Source organism: Streptomyces sp. NPDC005551 (assembly GCF_042871785.1).
Taxonomy (GTDB): domain Bacteria; phylum Actinomycetota; class Actinomycetes; order Streptomycetales; family Streptomycetaceae; genus Streptomyces.
Map to the genome: position 1 here is coordinate 181,968 of NZ_JBIAJE010000006.1, position 20,906 is coordinate 202,873.

The 20,906-nt window shown below is 73.3% G+C and carries 22 protein-coding genes; 14 read left to right on the top strand and 8 right to left on the bottom strand.

Annotated features, from left to right (window positions below):
* Nucleotides 1–156 precede the first annotated feature (156 nt).
* Both ACFYP4_RS18865 and ACFYP4_RS18870 read left to right on the top strand, forming a co-directional pair.
* Nucleotides 157–1,338, top strand: a complete 1,182-nt coding sequence (locus ACFYP4_RS18865) for a sensor histidine kinase (protein ID WP_388786391.1) — start codon at nt 157–159, stop codon at nt 1,336–1,338.
* Between the two features lie 10 nt (nt 1,339–1,348).
* Nucleotides 1,349–1,963: a response regulator transcription factor gene (locus tag ACFYP4_RS18870; protein WP_358850225.1), complete on the top strand. Its 615-nt coding sequence runs from the start codon at nt 1,349–1,351 to the stop codon at nt 1,961–1,963.
* A 26-nt stretch (nt 1,964–1,989) separates the two neighbouring features.
* On the opposite strand, the gene ACFYP4_RS18875 is transcribed toward ACFYP4_RS18870, so the two are convergent.
* On the bottom strand, nt 1,990–2,841 hold the full coding sequence (locus ACFYP4_RS18875) for a SirB1 family protein (RefSeq protein ID WP_388786393.1): 852 nt from the start codon (nt 2,839–2,841) through the stop codon (nt 1,990–1,992).
* 17 nt (nt 2,842–2,858) lie between these two features.
* Nucleotides 2,859–3,890 (bottom strand): GNAT family N-acetyltransferase, encoded by a 1,032-nt coding sequence (locus ACFYP4_RS18880; RefSeq protein ID WP_388786395.1) that lies wholly within the window; start codon nt 3,888–3,890, stop codon nt 2,859–2,861.
* A gap of 140 nt (nt 3,891–4,030) precedes the next feature.
* Here ACFYP4_RS18880 and fdxA point away from each other — a divergent pair, with 140 nt between their 5' ends.
* Both fdxA and ACFYP4_RS18890 read left to right on the top strand, forming a co-directional pair.
* Complete coding sequence (gene fdxA / locus ACFYP4_RS18885; protein WP_003973842.1) at nt 4,031–4,351, top strand: ferredoxin; 321 nt, start codon at nt 4,031–4,033, stop codon at nt 4,349–4,351.
* 142 nt (nt 4,352–4,493) lie between these two features.
* Nucleotides 4,494–5,588: a bifunctional succinyldiaminopimelate transaminase/glutamate-prephenate aminotransferase gene (locus ACFYP4_RS18890; protein ID WP_358850222.1), complete on the top strand. Its 1,095-nt coding sequence runs from the start codon at nt 4,494–4,496 to the stop codon at nt 5,586–5,588.
* Nucleotides 5,589–5,690: 102 nt separating this feature from the next.
* Here the strand turns inward: ACFYP4_RS18890 and ACFYP4_RS18895 are convergent, their stop codons facing one another.
* Nucleotides 5,691–6,146 carry an ATP-binding protein gene (locus tag ACFYP4_RS18895; protein ID WP_358850221.1) on the bottom strand — a complete coding sequence of 152 codons (456 nt, stop codon included), beginning with the start codon at nt 6,144–6,146 and terminating at the stop codon, nt 5,691–5,693.
* Nucleotides 6,147–6,488: 342 nt separating this feature from the next.
* A complete protein-coding gene (locus tag ACFYP4_RS18900; protein WP_358850220.1) occupies nt 6,489–7,475 on the bottom strand; it encodes a heavy metal transporter in 987 nt (328 codons plus the stop codon).
* Between the two features lie 106 nt (nt 7,476–7,581).
* Between ACFYP4_RS18900 and dapE the strand changes: the two genes are divergently transcribed.
* Together dapE and ACFYP4_RS18910 are read left to right on the top strand one after the other, a co-directional pair.
* Entirely contained in the window at nt 7,582–8,661 is a 1,080-nt protein-coding gene (gene dapE / locus ACFYP4_RS18905; protein WP_358850219.1) for a succinyl-diaminopimelate desuccinylase, read from the top strand.
* 110 nt (nt 8,662–8,771) lie between these two features.
* Entirely contained in the window at nt 8,772–9,530 is a 759-nt protein-coding gene (locus ACFYP4_RS18910; RefSeq protein WP_358850218.1) for a TIGR00730 family Rossman fold protein, read from the top strand.
* Between the two features lie 142 nt (nt 9,531–9,672).
* Here ACFYP4_RS18910 and folP read toward each other — a convergent pair whose 3' ends face one another.
* A complete protein-coding gene (gene folP, locus ACFYP4_RS18915) occupies nt 9,673–10,533 on the bottom strand; it encodes a dihydropteroate synthase (protein WP_358850217.1) in 861 nt (286 codons plus the stop codon).
* 148 nt (nt 10,534–10,681) lie between these two features.
* Here folP and ACFYP4_RS18920 point away from each other — a divergent pair, with 148 nt between their 5' ends.
* Together ACFYP4_RS18920 and ACFYP4_RS18925 are read left to right on the top strand one after the other, a co-directional pair.
* Nucleotides 10,682–11,032 carry a DivIVA domain-containing protein gene (locus ACFYP4_RS18920; protein WP_358850216.1) on the top strand — a complete coding sequence of 117 codons (351 nt, stop codon included), beginning with the start codon at nt 10,682–10,684 and terminating at the stop codon, nt 11,030–11,032.
* Nucleotides 11,029–11,607, top strand: a complete 579-nt coding sequence (locus ACFYP4_RS18925; protein ID WP_358850215.1) for a DNA-3-methyladenine glycosylase I — start codon at nt 11,029–11,031, stop codon at nt 11,605–11,607. Before ACFYP4_RS18920 ends, ACFYP4_RS18925 begins: the two co-directional genes overlap by 4 nt.
* Before the next feature lie 25 nt (nt 11,608–11,632).
* Here the strand turns inward: ACFYP4_RS18925 and ACFYP4_RS18930 are convergent, their stop codons facing one another.
* Complete coding sequence (locus tag ACFYP4_RS18930; RefSeq protein WP_358850214.1) at nt 11,633–12,439, bottom strand: enoyl-CoA hydratase-related protein; 807 nt, start codon at nt 12,437–12,439, stop codon at nt 11,633–11,635.
* Between the two features lie 360 nt (nt 12,440–12,799).
* Between ACFYP4_RS18930 and ACFYP4_RS18935 the strand changes: the two genes are divergently transcribed.
* Nucleotides 12,800–12,967, top strand: coding sequence for a DUF3117 domain-containing protein (locus ACFYP4_RS18935; RefSeq protein WP_003966491.1), 168 nt, complete (start codon nt 12,800–12,802; stop codon nt 12,965–12,967).
* A 142-nt stretch (nt 12,968–13,109) separates the two neighbouring features.
* On the opposite strand, the gene ACFYP4_RS18940 is transcribed toward ACFYP4_RS18935, so the two are convergent.
* Nucleotides 13,110–13,808 (bottom strand): O-methyltransferase, encoded by a 699-nt coding sequence (locus tag ACFYP4_RS18940; protein ID WP_358850300.1) that lies wholly within the window; start codon nt 13,806–13,808, stop codon nt 13,110–13,112.
* 214 nt (nt 13,809–14,022) lie between these two features.
* Between ACFYP4_RS18940 and sigE the strand changes: the two genes are divergently transcribed.
* From sigE to ACFYP4_RS18965, 5 genes are all read left to right on the top strand, one after another.
* On the top strand, nt 14,023–14,724 hold the full coding sequence (gene sigE, locus ACFYP4_RS18945; RefSeq protein WP_388786399.1) for an RNA polymerase sigma factor SigE: 702 nt from the start codon (nt 14,023–14,025) through the stop codon (nt 14,722–14,724).
* Nucleotides 14,721–15,686 carry an anti-sigma factor family protein gene (locus ACFYP4_RS18950; protein ID WP_388786401.1) on the top strand — a complete coding sequence of 322 codons (966 nt, stop codon included), beginning with the start codon at nt 14,721–14,723 and terminating at the stop codon, nt 15,684–15,686. The genes sigE and ACFYP4_RS18950 overlap by 4 nt, the downstream gene beginning before the upstream one ends.
* A 698-nt stretch (nt 15,687–16,384) precedes the next feature.
* Nucleotides 16,385–18,100, top strand: coding sequence for a trypsin-like peptidase domain-containing protein (locus tag ACFYP4_RS18955; protein ID WP_388786884.1), 1,716 nt, complete (start codon nt 16,385–16,387; stop codon nt 18,098–18,100).
* A gap of 193 nt (nt 18,101–18,293) precedes the next feature.
* Nucleotides 18,294–18,746, top strand: a complete 453-nt coding sequence (locus ACFYP4_RS18960) for a sec-independent translocase (protein ID WP_358850210.1) — start codon at nt 18,294–18,296, stop codon at nt 18,744–18,746.
* A gap of 262 nt (nt 18,747–19,008) precedes the next feature.
* Complete coding sequence (locus ACFYP4_RS18965) at nt 19,009–19,665, top strand: hypothetical protein (protein WP_358850209.1); 657 nt, start codon at nt 19,009–19,011, stop codon at nt 19,663–19,665.
* 63 nt (nt 19,666–19,728) lie between these two features.
* Here ACFYP4_RS18965 and ACFYP4_RS18970 read toward each other — a convergent pair whose 3' ends face one another.
* Entirely contained in the window at nt 19,729–20,862 is a 1,134-nt protein-coding gene (locus ACFYP4_RS18970; protein WP_358850208.1) for an Mrp/NBP35 family ATP-binding protein, read from the bottom strand.
* Nucleotides 20,863–20,906: the final 44 nt, after the last annotated feature.

A 20,906-nucleotide genomic window follows, 5' to 3' on the forward strand; every position in this document is an offset into this window, starting at 1 on the left:
GCCCCGTGCCGGTGACGGGGGTGACCGGCCGACGGCCGGTCACCCCCGTCCGCGTCGGCCATGACATCTGTCATCCCGGGCCGAGGACATCGCGCACTGCCGGTGCGGCTCCCGCGCGGCCACGATGGCTGCCATGACGAAGGACACCCCGAGGGCATGAGCGGCGCCGGCACCGGGCAGCGCCCGGACAACCGCAGGCAGAAGCTGGTCAAGTCGCTGTGGACCGGCATCTGGCTCGTCTATCTGAGCGCGCCCGTCACCGACCTGCTGCACGGCGGGCACGGCACCGGCGTCACCGTGCTCGGCTGGCTCGGTCTGGCGGTCTTCGTGGCCTGGTACTGGGCCCTGGTCCTGCGCACCGGGCGCGGCGAGGCCGACGGCCTGGTCCTCGGCTCACTGGCCGTGCTCGCGGCCCAGTCCGCCGTCCTGTCCCTCACCCTGGGCCGGCAGTGGCTCGTCCTGTTCGTGTACGTGTCGATCGCGTCCGGCGCCGCGCTGCCGCTGCGGACCGCGCGCTGGAGCATCCCGGCCGTGTCCGCGCTGATGGCGGCGCTCGCTCTCACCGTCCCCGGCGGCAGGGAGTACCTGGGGGGTCTCCTCGTCCCGGCGTTCCTCGGCGGGTTCGCCATGACGGGTGTGCGCGAACTCGTGCGCACCACCATCGCGTTGCGCGAGGCACGGGCCACCGTCGCCCAGCTCGCCGCGAACGAGGAACGGCTGCGGCTCGCCCGCGACCTGCACGACCTCCTCGGCCACTCCCTCTCCCTCATCACGCTGAAGAGCGAGCTGGCCGGCCGGATGCTGCCCGGCCAGCCGGAGAAGGCGGCCCAGCAGGTCGCCGACATAGAGAACGTCAGCCGCCAGGCACTCGTCGACGTACGGGAGGCGGTCAGCGGCTACCGGCGGCCCCGGCTGTCGGGCGAACTGGCCGGAGCGCGAGTCGCGTTGACCGCCGCGGACGTCGTCGCCGACCTGCCCGCCGGGCCCGGCCCCGGCGAACTCGCCGAGGACAGCGAGTCGGCGCTGGCCTGGGCGCTGCGCGAGGCGGTCACCAACGTCGTACGGCACAGCGGGGCCCGGCGCTGCACGGTGGAGCTGATCCACCGCGAGACCCTGGACGGACCGGTCCTCGAACTGTCCGTCGAGGACGACGGCTCGGGCGGCTCGGGCAAGGGGCCGGGGAACGGCCTGTCCGGGCTGGCGGAGCGGCTGGAGAAGGCGGGCGGCACGCTGGACGCGGGCCGGTCCCGGCACGGGTTCCGGCTGGTCGCCCGGGTGCCGTCGGCGGCCGCACCGGAGCCGGCCGAAGGCCGCGGGGGCCGACGGACGACGCCGTAGGATCCGGGGCATGAGCCGTACGATCAAGGTCCTGCTCGCCGAGGACCAGTCGATGGTCCGCGAGGCGCTGGCCGCCCTGCTCGGCCTCGAACCCGACATCGAGGTCGTCGCCCAGGTCGCGCGCGGGGACGAGGTGTCGGCCGGGGTCCGCGCGCACGACGTGGACGTGGCTCTCCTCGACATCGAGATGCCGGGCATGACCGGCATCGAGGCGGCGGCCCGGCTCCACCGGGAGTTCCCGGCCCTCAAGCTGGTCGTCCTCACCACCTTCGGGCGGCCCGGCTATCTGCGCAGCGCGATGGAGGCCGGCGCCGACGCCTTCCTGGTGAAGGACGCCCCGGCGGCCCAACTCGCCGAGGCGATACGCAAGGTGCTTGCCGGGGAGCGCGTCATCGACCCCGTCCTGGCGGCCGCCGCGCTCGCCGGGGGCGCCAACCCGCTGACCGGACGCGAGCGCGAGGTGCTGCGGGCGGCGGCCGACGGTTCCACCAACGCCGAACTCGCCGCGGCCCTGCACCTGTCCCAGGGCACGGTCCGCAACTACCTCTCCACGGCGATCCAGAAACTGGCGGTCCGCAACCGCGCGGAGGCGGTCAGGACGGCACGGGAGAAGGGCTGGCTGTAGCCGCCGGTGCCCGGCTCCTCCCGGTGTCAGTTGAGCATCGCCCGTGCGGCCCGGGCCTGTTGGCGAATCCGGTCGGCCGCCGGTCCGTCGACGGCGGCCACCACGTCCGCGTACGCCTCCAGTTCGACGGCGCCCGCGATGAAGTCCCCGCGCTGCACCAGCAGTTGGGCGCGTTCGTGGCGCAGCGCGGCCGGGTGCGAGGGCAGCAGCAGGGACAGCTCGACGGCCCACAGGGCGACGTCGGAACGCTCGGGGCGGGCGGCCGCCCAGGCGCGGATGTTGTTGAGGACGCGCAGGACGACGTCGAGCGGGTCGGCGGGCGCGAGCATCGACGGGTCGAGCGGCGCGCCGGTGGCCCCTGTGACGAGCAGCTCGGCGTCCGGGCCCGACAGCACCCGGCCGCCGTCGAAGGGGTCGGCCAGCACCTGGTCCCCGGGCGGGCCGAAGCCCACCACGAAGTGCCCGGGCAGCGCGACCCCGTACACCGGGGCCCCCGCCCGCCGTGCCACCTCCATCCACACCACGGACAGCAGGATGGGCAGCCCGCGCCGTCGCCGGAGCACCTCGTGCAGCAGCGACGACTCCAGCCGCTGGTAGTCGCCCGGCGTGCCGTGGAACCGGCACCGGTCGCCCAGGAGTCCGGCGAGCGCGGTGGCCCAGGACCGCGGACCGCCCGGCCGGAACGGGAGCTGTCCGGCCAGCCGGTCCAGTTCGATCTGCGCCGCGTCCATGCCGGCCTCGTCCAGCGTCCCGTCGGCGGCGGCGCCCACCAGCAGGCACAGCACCGCCAGATCGGGCCGCTCGGACCGCGCCTCGTCGGCGAACCGCCGCAGCACCTCGGCGGCCCGTTCCGGTTCCGGGGGGTGAGGGGGACGCATGGCAGCCTCGTGTCCTCTCATGCCGCCCGGCGAGGGCCGTCGTGCGGCGCCTGCACCGCCTGGGGCGCGCGGTAGTGGTGGTACGCGTGATGCGCACCGAAGCCCATCCCCGCATACAGGGCCCGCGCCCCCGTGTTGTCCGCCTCGACCTGGAGCCAGGCCGCGGAGGCGCCCTCGTCCAGCGCACGCCGGGCCAGCGCGGCCATCACGGCCGTCCCGAGGCCCTGCCGCCGGCACGCGGGGTCGACCTCGACGGCCGCGAAACCGGCCCACCGCCCGTCCACCACGCACCGCCCGATCGCGGCCGGCGGGCCGCCGTGTGCACCGGGCACCGTCGCGAACCACACGGAGGGACCGCTGCCCAGCACCCGCAGCGCCACCTCGCTCAGGCCCTTGCGCTGGTACCGCCCCAGCCACGCCTCGTCCGCATGCCGGGACAGCGTCACCTCGGGAGCCTCCCGGTCGCCGAGCGGCGCGAGCGGGCCGGTCCACAGCTCGGCCGTCACCTCACGCGTCCAGCCCCGGGCCTCCAGCTCCGCGCAGAGCAGCTCCTGCGTGCCCTCGGCCCCGGTCGCCGTCTGGACGTACGCGGGCAGCCCGCGGGCGGCGTACCAGTCACGTACCGCCGCGAGCGCCTCGTCCAGCGGTCCGTCCGGATCACCGAGCGGCAGCACGGAGTTGGCCCGCCGGGTGAATCCGGAGGCCGCCCGCAGCTCCCAGTCGCCGAGCCGCTCGCTCTCGACCGGCTGCCAGGCCCGCGCGGCGATCCGCGCCAGCTCCCCGTACGAGGCGGCGGGGCCCCGCCGTCGCGCCGGTGCGGCGGGCACCACCTTGCCCGCGACCAGCGAGGATTCCGGAATGCGGACGCTCTCCCCGGTGCGTCGTGTGATCAGCACCACACCGTCGTCCCATGATGTGAGAACACCGACCGTGTCGGTGAACTTCTCTTCTGTGTCTCCGTCCTCGTTCAAGCGGCGTACGGAGACACGTTTGCCCACGTCAGCAGCGGTGATGCGGACCTCAAGGCGGCCGGCCGCGGAGATTTCCACAGGTCAGTTCACCCCTCCTGTTCGGATCGTGCCCAAGAACGGAGATACTAGGGGCGGGCATCGACGACGCCGCGCTCCCGCGCGCCAGGCGGCGGAGCCTGAGGAGGCCCGCCAGCGCCCTATCGAGGAGGAACGACAGCGTGACCTACGTCATCGCGCAGCCTTGTGTCGACGTCAAGGACAAGGCGTGCATCGAGGAGTGCCCGGTCGACTGCATCTACGAGGGCCAGCGGTCCTTGTACATCCACCCGGACGAATGCGTCGACTGTGGTGCCTGTGAGCCGGTCTGCCCGGTCGAGGCGATCTTCTACGAGGACGACACTCCCGAGGAGTGGAAGGACTACTACAAGGCGAACGTCGAGTTCTTCGACGAGCTCGGCTCGCCCGGTGGTGCCAGCAAGCTGGGACTGATCGAGCGCGACCACCCCTTCGTCGCAGCGCTGCCGCCGCAGAACCAGTAAGCGGCCGGATCCGCGCCGCCCCGGTCCCGTACGGCCTCGCTGCCGTGCGGGACCGAGGCGTTTGGCGCGTGAGCCGTCCGTACCCGCCGTGAGTGCGGCCCGCAGCCGCGAGCCGTACCTGCGAGAAAGTGAGCCCGACCCCGTGTCCGCAGTCTCCGACCGGCTTCCCACGTTCCCCTGGGACAAGCTGGAGCCCTTCAAGGCGACCGCCGCCGCTCACCCGGGCGGCATCGTCGACCTGTCCGTCGGCACCCCGGTCGACCCGGTGCCCGAGCTGGTCCAGAAGGCTCTGGTCGCCGCGGCGGACTCGCCCGGGTATCCCACGGTGTGGGGCACGCCGGAGCTGCGGGACGCGATCACGGGCTGGGTCGGGCGGCGCCTCGGCGCCCGGGAGATCACGCACCACCACGTGCTCCCGATCGTCGGTTCCAAGGAACTGGTGGCCTGGCTGCCGACCCAGCTGGGCCTCGGCCCAGGGGACAAGGTCGCCCACCCGCGCCTCGCCTACCCGACGTACGAGGTCGGCGCCCGCCTGGCCCGCGCGGAGCACGTCGCCTACGACGACCCGACCGAGCTGGACCCCACGGATCTCAAGCTCCTGTGGCTGAACTCCCCGTCGAACCCGACCGGCCGCGTCCTCGCGAAGGACGAGCTCACCCGGATCGTCGCGTGGGCCCGTGAGCACGGCATCCTGGTGTTCTCCGACGAGTGCTACCTGGAACTGGGCTGGGAGGCCGACCCGGTCTCGGTGCTGCACCCGGACGTGTGCGGCGGCTCGTACGAGGGGATCGTGTCGGTCCACTCGCTCTCGAAGCGGTCGAACCTGGCGGGCTACCGTGCGGCGTTCCTCGCCGGCGACCCGGCCGTCCTCGGCCCGCTGCTCCAGATCCGCAAGCACGGCGGGATGATGACGTCCGCGCCGACCCAGGCCGCGGTGGTGGCCGCCCTCGGTGACGACGCCCACGTCCGCGAGCAGCGCGAGCGGTACGCGGCCCGGCGCACGGCACTGCGTGCCGCCCTCCTCGGCCACGGCTTCCGCATCGAGCACAGCGAGGCGAGCCTGTACCTGTGGGCCACGCGGGACGAGTCCTGCTGGGACACCGTCTCCCACCTCGCAGACCTCGGCATCCTGGTGGCGCCCGGCGACTTCTACGGCCCCGCGGGCGAGAGGTTCGTACGGGTGGCCCTGACGGCTTCCGACGAGCGCATCGCGGCGGCGGTGGCCCGCCTGGCGTAGCCGCCGGGCACGACGCCGGGCCCGAACCGACGTCCGGCCGGCCGGACACGGCGACGGGGCCCGGGGAGTTCCCCGGGCCCCGTCACCGTGCGGTCCCGCGTGTCAGCCGAGCGGCAGGCCCTGCGTCGGCAGTCCCTGCGTGGGGAGGCCGCCCTTCGCGACGGAGCCGGTCGGCAGGCCGCTGCCGGTCGCCTTCGCGGTGTCGCCGAGCAGCCCGCCCGCGGAGCCCGCCGCCTCCCCGGCCGTCTTCTGGGCCGTCTTCTGGGCAGCGGGGGTGGCCGCCTTGGCGACCTTGCCGCCGGTCCTGCCCGCTGCGGGCAGGGCCTTCTTGACGGCCTTGCCGCCGAAGTCTCCGGCCAGACCGGTGGCCTTCTGGGCCGTGCTGTCCACGGTGCTGCCTGCCTGCGCGCCGTCCAGGGCGGTCAGCCCGCCCAGGTTCGGGGCGGCCGGCAGTCCGGCCGCCGCGTCGGCGGAGCCGGCCGCACCGACCACGGGCGCCGCCCCCGCTGCGACGAGCAGCGCGACACGGGCGATCCGGCGGGTCAGGGGGAGGGACATGATGCTCCTTAGACGGGAGAAAACACTGATGTGTCCGCCATCGCCCGGCATCCGACCGACTGGCTGTCGACCGTAGGGCTGTGATCGTCCCGGGGCGCGGACGCAGTGACTACCGCTCGAAGTCCGCGAAGGTTGCGGTGACCCGACGTAAAGAGTTGGCAATGCGTCGCATTATCGGCTGCGGATGAAAGCGGGCAAAGGCCACCCGGTCCGAAAGTCTGCCGAATGCTTACGGCCCGTTGTTCCCAAGGGATTTGGCGGAGGTGGGGGTGACCGCGCGGAAATCCGGGCAGCGACTGCGTCCGGGGCAGCGGGAGTACCCCCGAAGAGTGAGGGCCCGCACTACTGACCGGTGACGATCCGGACCTCGGCCGTGGACGTCGCGGACTTCCCGGGCCCCGCGGCCCCGGTCGCGGTCCACTCGCTCTCGGAACGCCCCGCCGACCACTCGCGTCCCGCGTAGGAGACGTGCGCGACGTGCAGCGCGGACGAATTGGCCACGGCCCAGTGGGCCAGCGCCCAGCCGCGCTGACGGCGGCTGCCCTCCGCGGTCGTCCCCTCCGGCACGGGCACGGTGACGGCGGAGCCGCCGCCCGGCGAGGACGGGGAGGGCGCCGCGGAGGGCGACGCCCGCCCGGCCCCGGATCCGGCATCGACCTCGGCACCGGCCACCTGGAGCACCTCGCGCCCGAAGTCCCGCACGAGCGCGGCCCGTACGGCCTCCGGACCGCCGGTACGGGTGGCGCCCGGCCGCCCCTCACAGGTCAGCGTGGCCGCCGCACGGCCGGTCAGGGCCGCGGCCAGCAGCGTGGCGTCCGGCTCGTGCTTCGCGTACGCCTGGGGATAGCCGCTGCGCTGCACACGCTGCGCAGCGACCGTGAGCGGCAGCCGCGAATAGCCCGGCACCTTGGCCAGATGCGTGTAGAACTCACCCGCCGCGTACGCCGGATCCATGATCTGCTTCCGCGTGCCCCAGCCCTGCGAGGGCCGCTGCTGGAACAGGCCGAGCGAGTCCCGGTCGCCGTGGCGGATGTTGCGCAGCCCCGACTCCTGGAGGGCCGTCGCGAGGGCGATGGTGACCGCCCGCTCGGGCATGCCGCGCGTGGTGCCGACCGCGGTGATCGTCGCCGCGTTCACCGCCTGCTCCGGGGTGAACTCGTACGAGGCGCCGTCGCCCTTGCCCGATACCACCTCGCAGCGGGGCGCGCCCGTGCCGCCCGTCACGTACTGCACGACGAGATAGCCCGCGACCGCGAGCAGCACCGCGACGGCCGCCCCGAGACGGAGGAGGCGGCCGCGCCGGGAGGAGGTGGGGGACGGCTCTGGCACGCACCCAAGGTACTGGAGGCGCCTGTGACCGGGGTGCGGGGCTGTGGACGAAGGGGCCGGGGGCTGTGGACGAAGGGCGCAGGGGCGTCGCGTTAGGCTCGGCGGCATGGCCGACACCCCGCTCGATCTCACGCTGGACGCCGCCGCCCTCACCGCGCGGCTCGTCGACTTCCCCTCGGAGAGCGGCAGCGAGAAGCCGCTCGCGGACGCCGTCGAGGCCGCGCTGCGCGCCCTGCCGCACCTGACGGTCGACCGGCACGGCAACAACGTGGTGGCCCGTACGAACCTGGGCCGTGCGGAGCGCGTCGTGCTCGCAGGACACATCGACACCGTGCCGATCGCGGGCAACGTGCCGTCCCGGCTCGACGAGGACGGCGTCCTGTGGGGCTGCGGCACCTGTGACATGAAGTCGGGCGTGGCCGTGCAGCTGCGCATCGCCGCCACCGTCCCCGAGCCCAACCGCGACCTCACCTTCGTCTTCTACGACAACGAGGAGGTCGCCGCGCACCTGAACGGCCTCAAGCACGTCGCCGAGGCCCACCCCGACTGGCTGGCGGGCGACTTCGCGATCCTGCTGGAGCCCACGGACGGCCAGGTGGAGGGCGGCTGCCAGGGCACCCTGCGGATGCTCCTCAGGTTCACGGGGGAGCGGGCGCACTCCGCGCGCGCGTGGATGGGCTCCAACGCGATCCACGCGGCCGCCCCGGCCCTGGCCAGGCTCGCCGCGTACGAGCCCCGCCAGCCCGTCGTGGACGGCCTGCGGTTCCACGAGGGGCTCAACGCCGTCCGCATCGAGGGCGGCGTCGCCACGAACGTCATCCCCGACGCGTGCACCCTCGTCGTCAACTTCCGCTACGCGCCCGACCGCACGGAGGCGGAGGCGGAGGTGTTCGTCCGGGACTACTTCGCCGACTGCGGCGTGGACGAGTTCGTCGTCGACGACCACACCGGCGGCGCCCGCCCCGGTCTGACCCACCCGGCCGCCGCCGCCTTCCTCGCGGCCGTCGGCGGCGAGGCCCGCCCCAAGTTCGGCTGGACGGACGTCGCCCGCTTCAGCTCGCTCGGCGTGCCCGCCGTGAACTACGGCCCCGGCGAACCGCTCCTGGCCCACAAGGTGGACGAGCGGGTCCGGGCCTCCCTGATCCCCGAGGCCGAGGAGCGGCTGCGCGCCTGGCTGACGTCCTGACAGCCCCGTTCCCCGCCGTGGCGGTTCATGGCGGACATGCTCAGGTCCCCCCTCCGTAACCCGCGTGGATCTACGCTGGGGTGGAACTACCGCAAGCGGAGGGAGCGGACATGGCTACCGGCAATCCCGAGGGCAAGAAGCGGCCACCGGAGGAGCAGCGGCTGGGACCGGTGCTGCGCAGGCGGGACCAGGTGCAGGCGAGCACCACGGACCAGCGTCTGCTGGACGGACGCGCGCCCTCGGACTGGGTGCACACCGACCCCTGGCGGGTGCTGCGCATCCAGTCCGAGTTCATCGAGGGTTTCGGCACTCTGGCCGAACTCCCCGCCGCGATCAGTGTGTTCGGCTCGGCCCGCACCCCCGTCGACTCCCCGGAGTACGCGGCCGGTGTCGAGCTCGGCCGCGGTCTGGTCGAGGCCGGCTTCGCCGTCATCACCGGCGGCGGCCCGGGCGCCATGGAGGCCGCCAACAAGGGCGCCTGCGAGGCCAAGGGAGTCTCCGTCGGCCTCGGCATCGAGCTGCCCTTCGAGCAGGGGCTCAACAAGTACGTCGACATCGGCCTCAACTTCCGCTACTTCTTCGTCCGGAAGATGATGTTCGTCAAGTACGCCCAGGGGTTCGTGGTGCTGCCCGGCGGCCTCGGCACCCTCGACGAACTCTTCGAGGCGCTCACCCTCGTCCAGACCCAGAAGGTCACGCAGTTCCCCATCGTCCTCTTCGGCACGGAGTACTGGGGCGGTCTCGTCGACTGGCTCAAGAACACCCTGATCGCCCAGGGCAAGGCCTCCGAGAAGGACCTGCTCCTCTTCCACCTGACGGACGACGTGCAGGAGGCGGTGGCGTTGGTGTCGAAGGAGGCGGGCAGGTAGCGGGACCTCCGGCCGAACCCCGCGACCCGCGGGCCCGCGTCTCGAAGCCGGTTTTGGCCCGACCCGCGGTCGGGCGCGTCACCGCGGGCGCGGGCCGGCGTGAGGCGGCAGGGCGCGGCCCCCGGGTACGGGAGCGCCGGGGCTACGCCAGCCCCCGGCGCGCCACCGCGGGCGGCCGGTGTCCGGCGATGGACGCGACCATGTCGAGCACCTGCCGCGTCTCCTCGACCTCGTGGACCCGGTACACCTGCGCCCCCAGCCAGGCGGACACCGCGGTCGTGGCCAGCGTCCCCACCACCCGCTCCTTGACCGGCCGGTCGAGTGTCTCCCCCACGAAGTCCTTGTTGGACAGGGAGACGAGGACCGGCCATCCCGTGTCCACCATCTCGCCCAGCCGCCGGGTCGCCTCGAGACTGTGCCGGGTGTTCTTCCCGAAGTCGTGCCCGGGGTCGATCAGCACCGACTCCCGCGGCACCCCCAGCGACACCGCCCGCTCGGCGAGCCCGAGGGTCACCCGCAGGATGTCGTCCATGACGTCGTCGTAGGTGATCCGGTGCGGACGCGTCCGCGGCTCGGCCCCGCCCGCGTGCGTGCACACCAGGCCCGCCCCGAACCGCGCGGCGACCTCGGCCAGCCGCGGATCGACCCCGCCCCACGCGTCGTTCAGCAGATCCGCGCCCGCCTCGCAGACCGCCTCCCCGACCTCGTGCCGCCAGGTGTCGACGCTGATGACCACGTCGGGGAACCGGCGCCGCACCTCGGCGACGAAACCGACCGTACGGCGTGCCTCCTCCTCGGCCGTGACCTCCTCGCCCGGGCCCGCCTTGACCCCGCCGATGTCGACGACGGCGGCGCCCTCGGCCACCGCCTGCTCGACGCGGGCGAGCGCCGGCTCGTCGAGGAACGTCGCCCCCTGGTCGTAGAAGGAGTCCGGGGTCCGGTTCACGATCGCCATGATCACCGGCTCGTGCGCGTCGAATTCACGCCTGCCCAGCCTGAGCATCCCCTGTGACCTCTCCTAGTACTTCCCGCTGTTCGGCCGCCTGCGACCCTAGCCGTCAGCGTCGCATGGCACGATCGGACCCTGACACTTCCGATACTTTCCACGCCGGCGCGCCCCGTGCCGGCACCAGAGCGTGGGGACCTCAGCGATGTTCATGTTCTTGTTCCTGGTCGTCGCGCTCGCCGTCGTGGTCGCCGCGGTCACTCTGTCCGTGGTGGGCGGCGGCGAGAGCGGCCCGCTGACCGACGTCGCGCCCGAGCGGCTGGAGGACCCCCTGCCGGCGCACCGGCCGGTGAACCGCGCCGATGTGGACCTGCTGCGCTTCCCCGTCGCCGTCCGCGGCTACCGCATGGCGGACGTCGACGACGCGCTCGGCCGCCTCGGTGCCGAGATCGCCGAGCGGGACGCCCGGATCGCGGACCTGGAGGCCGCCCTCGCCGGCGCCCGCGCGTCCGCCGCCCCGTCGCTGCGCAAGCCCGCCGGGGAGGAAGACCGGTGAGCGGCGCCCTCCCCGGCACCGACGGGACGCCGCGCTGCCCCTGGGCGCTGTCGACCGAGGACTACGTGGCGTACCACGACGAGGAGTGGGGCCGTCCGGTCCACGGCGACGACGCGCTGTACGAGCGGCTGTGCCTGGAGGCCTTCCAGTCGGGCCTGTCCTGGATCACCATCCTGCGCCGCCGCCCCGGCTTCCGGGCCGCCTTCGCCGGTTTCGCAATCGCCGAGGTGGCGGCCTTCACCGAGGCCGACGCGGAGCGCCTGCTCGCCGACCCGGGCATCATCCGCAACCGCGCCAAGATCGAGGCGACGCTCGCCAACGCGCGCGTGCTGGCCGGCTGGGCGCCGGGCGAGCTGGACGAGCTGATCTGGTCCTTCGCCCCCGACCCGGCCTCCCGCCCGGTCCCGGCCACGCTCGCCGACGTGCCCGCCGTCACCGCCGAGTCGACCGCCCTGTCCAAGGCGCTGAAGAAGCGCGGCATCCGCTTCGTGGGCCCGACGACGGCGTACGCGCTGATGCAGGCGTGCGGCCTGGTCGACGACCACCTCGCGGACTGCGCGGCCCGGGGGCGCTGACCCGCCCCGGGACCGCTCGCGCCGGTCAGCGCCCCAGGTACTTCGGCTTCTCCTTGCCGATGAACGCCCGCACGGCGATCAGGTGGTCCTCGGACGCGCCCGCACGCGACTGGAGTTCGTCCTCCTTCTCCAGGGACTCGTCCAGGGAGTGCGAGAGGGCGTGGGCGAGGGACTCCTTCAGTGCGGCGTACGCGAGCGTCGGGCCCTCGGCGAGCGCCCGGGCCACCTTGACCGCCTCGGCGGCCAGCTCGGCCGAGGGCACGATCCGGTTGGCGATGCCCAGCTCGTACGCCTCCTGCGCGGAGATGCTGCGCGGGAAGAGCAGCAGGTCGGCGGCGCGGCTCGGCCCGACGACCCGCGGCAGGGTCCACGAGATGCCCGAGTCGGCGGTCAGCGCGACCCCGGCGAAGGAGGTGTTGAAGGCGGCCGTGTCCGCGACGATGCGGTAGTCCGCGGCGAGCGCGAAGCCGAAGCCCGCCCCGGCCGCGACGCCGTTCACCGCCGCCACCACCGGCTTCGCCGCGCCGGTCAGCGCCCGCACGATCGGGTTGTAGTGCTCCCGCACCGTGCTCATGACGCCCTCGCCGGAGCCCGACTCGCGCGCCGTGAGCAGCCCGCCGACGTGCTCCTTGAGGTCCTGGCCCACACAGAACGCCCGGTCGCCCGCGGCGGTCAGCAGCACGGCCCGTACGGAATCGTCCGCGGCGGCCGCCTGCGCGGCGTCCCGGAGGGCGACCTTGGCGGCGACGTTCATCGCGTTCATCGCCTCGGGGCGGTTCAGCGTGATCGTCGCGAGCCCGTCGCTCACCTCGTAGAGCACGGTGTCGGCCATGGTGGGTCCCCTCCGGTGTCACGGCTCGTCGTACCGGTCGGTACGCGCTTCCGAGGACAGCATGGCGGAGATCGCCGACGGTGGCGCGAGCCGGACATGTGACCTGCGTCAAAGGATTCCGGCGCGGGAAAGTCCATGCGGCGGCGCAGTATCGCAGTCACATCGCCGAATTGAGTGGTTTTGCTCAAGCGCGTTGCGCAAGCGATGCCGACTGATGTTGGTCATCGGGTCCTGAGATGCGGGATAATGGCCTGGAAGCAATGTGTTCGATGCCGGTGACGTGTGTCCTATGAGGGGACGTGCGTGCCCTCCTAAGGGGCCGTCGGCGACGATGAGCTGGTTTCAGGAAGGGGAACGAGCATGGCGGCCATGAAGCCGCGGACGGGCGATGGCCCGCTCGAGGTGACCAAGGAGGGGCGGGGCATCGTCATGCGCGTTCCGCTCGAAGGCGGCGGTCGGCTCGTTGTCGAGCTGACTCCCGACGAGGCCGACGCGCTCGGCGACGCCCTCAAGAAGGTCGTCGGCTGACGCGGAACGCGACCCTACTTTTACAGCTGTCCCGGCACCGCACGCGGTGCCGGGACACTGTTTTCCGGGGGCGAGGCGACGTCCTTCCGGTGCGGTGGTCCCGGTGTACTCCCTGGTCAGCGCCCTGGGCCGGGGGTCCGGGTCAGCGCTTGACGGCGCAGAGCAGCCCGTCGCCCACCGGGAGCAGCGAGGGCACCAGCTCCTGGCTCTCGCGCACGGCGCGCAGCAGTTCCCGCAGCCGGCCGACCTCCGCGGGCTGCGGTCCCGAGTCGACCGTGCGGCCGTCCGCGAAGACGCCCTCGAAGACCACGAGCCCGCCCGGACGCAGCAGGCGCAACGATTCAGCGAGATAGTCCAGGCACTCCAGACGGTCGCCGTCGCAGAAGACGAGGTCGTATCCCGCGTCCGCGAGCCGCGGCAGGACCTCCAGGGCGCGGCCCGGAATGAACCGGGCCCGGTTGCTGGCGAAACCGGCCGAGCGGAAGGCCTGGCGGGCGAACTGCTGGCGCTCCGGCTCGGGATCCACGGTGGTCAGTACCCCGTCCGGGCGCATGCCGTGCAGGAGATGAATTCCGGAGACACCGGTTCCGGTTCCGATCTCCGCGACGGCCTTCGCGTCCACGGTGGCGGCGAGCAGCCGCAGCGCGGCACCCGTGCCGGGCGACACCGAGCGCAGCCCTGCTTCCCGGGCCCGGTCCCGGGCCCAGCGCAGCGCCTCTTCCTCGGCGACAAAGGCGTCGGCGAACGCCCAGCTCGTCTGCCGGTTGCCGGTAATGACCCTCTCCTGTCCCCGTAGTTGCCTGGCCGTGACTGTATCCGTTGCCGTCGGGAACCCGCCGATGGGACCAGGCGTTCAGGAGAGTGGGGAAGGCAGTGGGGGGACACCGATGAAGCACGACACCGAGCAAGTGCTGACGCAGCCGCAGAAGCGCACATCAAATTCTCGTAAAACCGCTTATCCGGAGCTAACGGGCGAGGTGGCTATGGTAGGGGCTCCACTGGACACCGCCAGAGCCGACAGGGGAGGTGCGGCTGCGCCTGAGGATCGGGGAGGAGTGCTGCGGCGCTTTCTCAGGTCGGCGGGTGAGCCGAGATCCGTGATTGACACCGCTGACCGATCCCACACCGCTGACTCCGCACAGACCGCGACTTTCGCCACCGACGCGGACACGCAGGCGTGGACTCCTCCCACCTGGGAGGAGATCGTCAGCACGCACAGCGGCCGGGTCTACCGGCTGGCGTACCGTCTCACCGGCAATCAGCACGACGCCGAGGACCTCACCCAGGAGGTCTTCGTCCGCGTCTTCCGCTCGCTGTCGACCTATACGCCCGGCACCTTCGAGGGCTGGCTGCACCGCATCACCACGAACCTCTTCCTGGACATGGTGCGCCGCAAGCAGCGCATCCGCTTCGACGCCCTCGGCGACGACGCGGCCGAGCGCCTCCCCAGCCGCGAGCCCTCCCCGCAGCAGGTCTTCAACGACGCGCACTTCGACGCCGACGTCCAGCAGGCGCTGGACACCCTCGCGCCCGAGTTCCGTGCCGCGGTCGTCCTCTGCGACATCGAGGGCCTTTCGTACGAGGAGATCGCCGCGACCCTCGGCGTCAAGCTCGGCACGGTCCGCAGCCGTATCCACCGCGGCCGCTCCCAGCTGCGCAAGGCCCTCGCCCACCGCTCCCCGGAAGCCCGCGCCGAGCGCCGCGGCTTCGCAGTCACGGGAGTTCCCGCGCTGGGAGGAGGGGGCGCGACCGCGTGAGTGGATCCCGGCCCGACCCCGCCGAACGGCGCGTGGCAGACCAGCACCTGGGAGACCGGCTCTCCGCCCTGGTGGACGGCGAACTCGGTCATGACGCGCGCGAGCGTGTCCTCGCCCACCTCGCCACCTGTGCGAAGTGCAAGGCAGAGGCGGACGCGCAGCGCCGCCTGAAGAACGTGTTCGCGGAAGTCGCTCCGCCGCCCCCTTCCGAGAGTTTCCTGGCCCGGCTCCAGGGCCTCCCCGGGGGAGACGACTCCGACGGCGACGGACCGCCGCTGGGCGGGAGCGGATTCGGCGGAAGACTTCCCGGCTCCGGGACGCACTCGGGCCTCGCCGGAGTCTTCGGAACGAGGGGCGAGTCCTTCGGCTACGTGCCGGCAGGACCGCACGCCGACGTGCTGCCCCCCTCCCCGGGCCGCGGCTTCCGTATCCATGACGTCACACGCCAGGAGACCGAGCGGTCGTCCTCGCGCGGGCTGCGCCTCGCCTTCGCCGCCGCGGGCGCGGTGTCGCTGGCCGCGGTCGCGCTCGGCGGGGTGTCCACGGGCGTGCCCGGTGACACCCCGGAAGCACGTGGCGGTTCCGGCATGGGGAGCAACGTGACACCGTTGCGCACCCAGAGCACCGGCGCGACGACGGCTCCCGACTCCCAGCGCCGGCGGTCCAGTGCCCCGCTGCTCGCCCAGGGCCAGCGCGCGCCCGGCGACGGCCCGGTCATACCGACCTCCCTGTCCGCGCCCCTGCTGCCCGGAGTCCCCACCCCGCCGTCGGGGCAGGAGGCCGTGCACACACTGACCACACCCATCGTGGCCGGTGCCGCCGCGATGTCCCCGCTCATACGTCCGCTCACCACGGTCCAGCTCACCGAGCCGGCCACCTGGTCGGCGTCGTGGGACGTCGTGAAGCCGGGCCTGCTGACCGCGCCACCGAACACCCCGTCCCCCTCGTCCTCCTCCCGCTAGGCCCCGTCGCGGGACCGGCCCCGGCCGGTCTCTGCGCGCCGCCCCGCGAACCTGGTTGAATCCGGGGTGGGCCGCGCCCGCGAAGATTCCGGGCGCGGAGTCGACAGTCTGTGGTGACCGCCGGTGCCGTCGTGCCGCGGGCCAGGTGTGGGGAGAGCATGGACCAGGGGAAGCCCGCGAAGACGAAGTGGTGGAGCCGACCCCGGCCGGACGACCCCGGGACCGACCCGGCCACGGACCCGGCGGTGCCGACTCCTCCGGACCCCGTCGGGACGGGGCCCACCGAGCCCCGGGAAGCGAGTCGGGATACCCCGGCCACCGCCCACGGGGACTTCGAGCTGGAACGCCCGCTGGCGCCTGGGACCGGCGCCGGAGGCGGCGACTTCGAGCCGAACCGCCCCGCGCCGACCGCTGCGCCCGGTGAGGTTGACGAGGGTGACTACGAGCTGGACCCGCCGGCCCCGGAGCCGGAGGTGCCTGACACCGGCGAGGCGGCCGACCCGCGAGCACCGCACGCGCTCGCCGCGCCCGCGCTCCCGCCGGACGCGATTCCCGCGCCCGCGCCCGGAACGGACGCGTCCCCGGCGCTCACGCCGGTCGCCGCCTCTGCGCCCGCGCCCGGAACGGATGGGTCCTCGCCGCTTTCGTCGGCCGCGGTTCCCGCGCCCGCGCCTGCGACGGATGCGTCCTCGGCGCTCATGCCGGACACCGTCCCCGCCCCTGAGCCCGGAACGGACGCGTCCCCGGCGCTCACGCCGGTTGCCGCCTCTGCGCCCGCGCCCGGAACGGACGCGTCCCCGGCGTTCACGCCGGACATCGCCCCCGCCGCCCCCGCCAGTCCGCCTCCGCCCCCCGAGGCCGCCACGTCTCCCGTAGGCGCGCTCGCTGAAGCCGTCACGTCTCCCGTAGTCGCCCCCTCCGGGCGTCCCCGCCCCCTGCACGCCCCCGACCCCTACAGCACCCCGCCGTACGGCGAGCCCGGACCCTGGGCGCCCGCGCCGCCCGTTCAGCACCCGGGCACCACCCCTGCCCGTGGGACCCACCTCCCCACCGTGCCGCAGACAGCCGTGCCGCAGACAGCGGTCCCGGCCCACGCCACGCCCCCGCCAGGCGCCGCCCCCGCCCACGGTTCGCCCCTGATCCCCGGCCCCGAGGCTCAGTCCGCGGTCGTGCCGGGGGCGGAGGGCGCCCCGTCCTCCGGTCAGGACGCGGCGGTGTCCGCGCCCTGGGGGAACTACGACCCGTGGGCCGCGGCGCCGCTCCAGCAGAACGGGGCGGCCGTCGCGTCCAAGGCACAGCGCCGCCGGCGGGCGAGGCGGGTCATCGTCGGCGGGGCCCTCCTCGTCGCGCTGCTGTCCGGCGGCGTCGGCGGCCTCGTCGGGGCCTACCTGGAGCGCAACGGCGGCATGGCGGACGTGGAACTGCCGCAGGCCGGGAGGGAGCCGAACCACCGGGCCCCGGGCACGGTCGCCGGGATCGCGGCCGGCGCGCTGCCCGGCGTCGTCACCCTGCACGTGCGCGGCTCGAAGGCCCAGGGCACCGGTACCGGGTTCGTACTCGACGGCTCGGGTCACATCCTCACCAACAACCACGTGGTGGAACCCGCCGGCACCGGCGGCGACATAACCGTCATTTTCAGCGGGGGCGAGACCGCCACCGCCAAGGTGGTCGGACGGGACAGCGGATACGACCTGGCCGTCGTCAAGGTCGGCTCGGTGAGCGGCCTCAAGCCCCTGCCGCTGGGCAACTCCGACAACGTGCAGGTCGGCGACGCCGTCGTCGCCATCGGCGCGCCCTTCGACCTCCCCAACACCGTCACCTCCGGGATCATCAGCGCCAAGGAGCGGCCCATCACCGCGGGCGGCGTGAAGGGCGACGGCGGCGACGTCTCGTACGTCGACGCCCTGCAGACCGACGCGCCCATCAACCCGGGCAACTCAGGTGGCCCGCTGCTCGACTCGCAGGGCCGGGTCGTCGGCATCAACAGCGCCATCCGCTCCGCCGACAGCGGCTCCGACCTGGAGAGCGGCCAGGCGGGTTCCATCGGGCTCGGCTTCGCCATCCCCGTCAACCAGGGCAAACGCGTCGCCGAGGAGCTGATCAACACGGGCAGGGCGACACACCCGGTCATCGGCGTCACCCTCGACATGGACTACGGCGGCGACGGCGCCCGCGTCGGCACCGGCGCCGAGGACGGCGGCGCCCCGGTCACCCCCGGCGGCCCCGGCGACCGCGCCGGCATCGAGGCGGGCGACGTCATCACCGAGGTCGACGGCCGGCCCGTCCACTCCGGCGAGGAACTCATCGTCAGGACCCGTGCCCACCGCCCCGGCGACCGGCTGGAGCTGACCCTGGACCGCGACGGCACCGAGAAGCGGCTCACGCTGGTGCTCGGCTCCGCCGACGGCGACTGACGGGAACCGCGGCCGGGGCCCCGCGGCCCGCCCCCCGTTCCGCGGCCGGCGGGGGACATCGCGGGAAACCGGTGGTGTACACGAAGCCGGAAGACCGGGACAGTACCGGACGGGAGGGATCGCCGGGTACCGTGGATCCGGCCCGGACCACGGAAGACCTGCCGGGGGCCGAGGACATCGCAAGGAGCTTCAGGTGTTCAATGACATAGGCGCGCTCGAGCTGGTGACGCTCGTTGTCCTCGCCGTGCTCGTCTTCGGTCCGGACAAGCTCCCGAAGATGATCCAGGACGTCACGCGCACCATCCGCAAGATCCGTGAGTTCTCGGAGAGCGCGAAGCAGGACATCCGCGAGGAGCTCGGCCCCGAGTTCAAGGACTTCGAGTTCGAGGACCTCAACCCCAAGACGTTCCTGCGCAAGCAGCTGGACAACGACGAGCTGGGGCTCAAGGAGATCCGCAACGGCTTCGACCTGAAGAAGGAGATGGCCGAGGTGACGGACGCGGTCCACGGCCGGGACGCCGACGCCGCCTCCGACTCGCCCGCCGCCTCGTCGAACGGCAGCGCCGGCGGCTCCGTCGACATGACGAAGAAGCGCGAGCAGCTCGAGACGGACGAGCGGCCGCCCTTCGACGCGGACGCCACCTGAGCCGCGGGCGCCCTCCCTTGGCGGGGTCCCCCGGTCGCGCGTCCGGGCCGCACCCCCTCCGCGTACGTGATATGAGTCATACACGTACGCCCTCGTTCACAGCCCTGACGGCCGCGCACGCGCCCCGCGCGCCGGACGGCTACCGGGCCCCTCGCAACGGTGTGGCTATGCTGCCCAGTTGTCGTGTGGACCAGGTGTGAGCGAGGACGCCCGCGGGGGGCGGGCCGCTCGGGTCCAACAAGAGCGAGGAGGCGTCCGGGAGATGGAGACGACAAGTCGGGTAGGCGCGCAGGCGCCGGCCGCGGAGGGCGGACAGCAGGTCCCCTCCGCCCGGCGTACGGTCGACGGCTACCTGCTCGCGCCCTTCCCGTGGTACGGCCTCGACGAGGCCTTCACGGGGCCGCGCTGGCTGATGCAGGTCGGCACCTCGGCGGACGGTGCCGTCGAACACGGTTCGATCGGGCACGGTGACGAGCCCACGCTGCGCAGCGAGTCCGGGGAGGACAAGGAACGGTTCGCGGTGGTGGTCACGGTCGCCGCCAGCCCCGTACGGCGCAGCGCCGACGGCACGGGAATGCTGGAGGCCACCTCGGTCTCCTCCGCGGCCTGGCTCGCCGGGGTGGGGCTGCTCTCGTGCACCTGGCCCGGTCAGATGGACCACTCGCTGCGGGACGACTGGCTGGACCAGCAGACCGAGACCGCGTGGGTCCTCGCCGACGACCTGACCGGCGCCGACTGGTCCACGCTGTCGCTCCCCGTGGACGGCGTCCCCACGCCCTTCCACTACCGGGAGTCGGAGTTCGGCTGGGTCCTGGCCGGCTCCACCCAGGAGGGCGTGCACGTGGGCGCGTACGGGCGGGGGATGAGCGCGTACGGGCTCGGCTTCTCGATGATCAAGGACATCGCGGCGTACGCCTAGGAATCGCCGCTACGCCGAAGGGGGCGCCGTCATCGGACGGCGCCCCCTTCGGCCTGGCGGCGGTCAGAACTTGTTGCGCGGTGTGATGCCCAGCGACATGCCCGACAGGCCGCGCTGGCGGCCGCCCAGCTTGCCCGCGATGGCGCGCAGGGCGGCACCCGCCGCGGACTCCGGGTCCGTGAGCACCACCGGCTTGCCGTCGTCGCCGCCCTCGCGCAGGCGGACGTCGATCGGGATGGAGCCGAGGACCGGCACCGTCGCGCCCGTCGTGCGGGTGAGGCCGTCGGCGACGGTCTGGCCGCCGCCCGTGCCGAAGACGTCGACCATCTCGCCGCAGTGCGGACAGGGCAGCCCGGACATGTTCTCGACGACGCCGACGATCTTCTGGTGGGTCTGGACGGCGATGGAGCCGGCCCGCTCGGCGACCTCGGCCGCGGCCTGCTGGGGGGTCGTGACGACGAGGATCTCCGCGTTCGGGACGAGCTGCGCGACCGAGATCGCGATGTCGCCGGTGCCCGGGGGCAGGTCCAGCAGGAGGACGTCCAGGTCGCCCCAGTACACGTCCGCGAGGAACTGCTGGAGGGCCCGGTGCAGCATCGGGCCGCGCCAGACCACGGGCGCGTTGCCCGGGGTGAACATGCCGATCGAGATGACCTTCACGCCGTGCGCGGACGGCGGCATGATCATGTTCTCGACCTGGGTGGGACGGCCGTCGACGCCGAGCATGCGGGGCACCGAGTGTCCGTAGATGTCGGCGTCGACGACACCGACCTTCAGACCGTCGGCCGCCATCGCCGCCGCCAGGTTCACCGTCACCGAGGACTTGCCGACGCCACCCTTGCCGGAGGCGACCGCGTACACGCGGGTCAGCGAGCCCGGCCTGGCGAAGGGGACCTCGCGCTCCGCCTGCCCGCCGCGCAGCGCCCCCGCCAGCTCACGGCGCTGCTCGTCGCTCATGACGTCCAGCGTGACGTCGACGCGGGTGACGCCCTCGACCGCCGAGACCGCCGTGGTCACGTTGTTCGTGATGGTCTCGCGCATTGGGCAGCCGGAGACGGTCAGGTACACCGCGACCGCGACCACGCCATCCGCACCGATCTCCACGGACTTGACCATCCCCAGTTCGGTGATGGGTCGCTGGATCTCGGGGTCGTTCACCGTCGCCAGTGCTTCACGCACCGCGTCTTCCGTAGCCATAGGCACGATGGTACGGCGCCGGACGGGGGGCCCGGAAAGCCCCG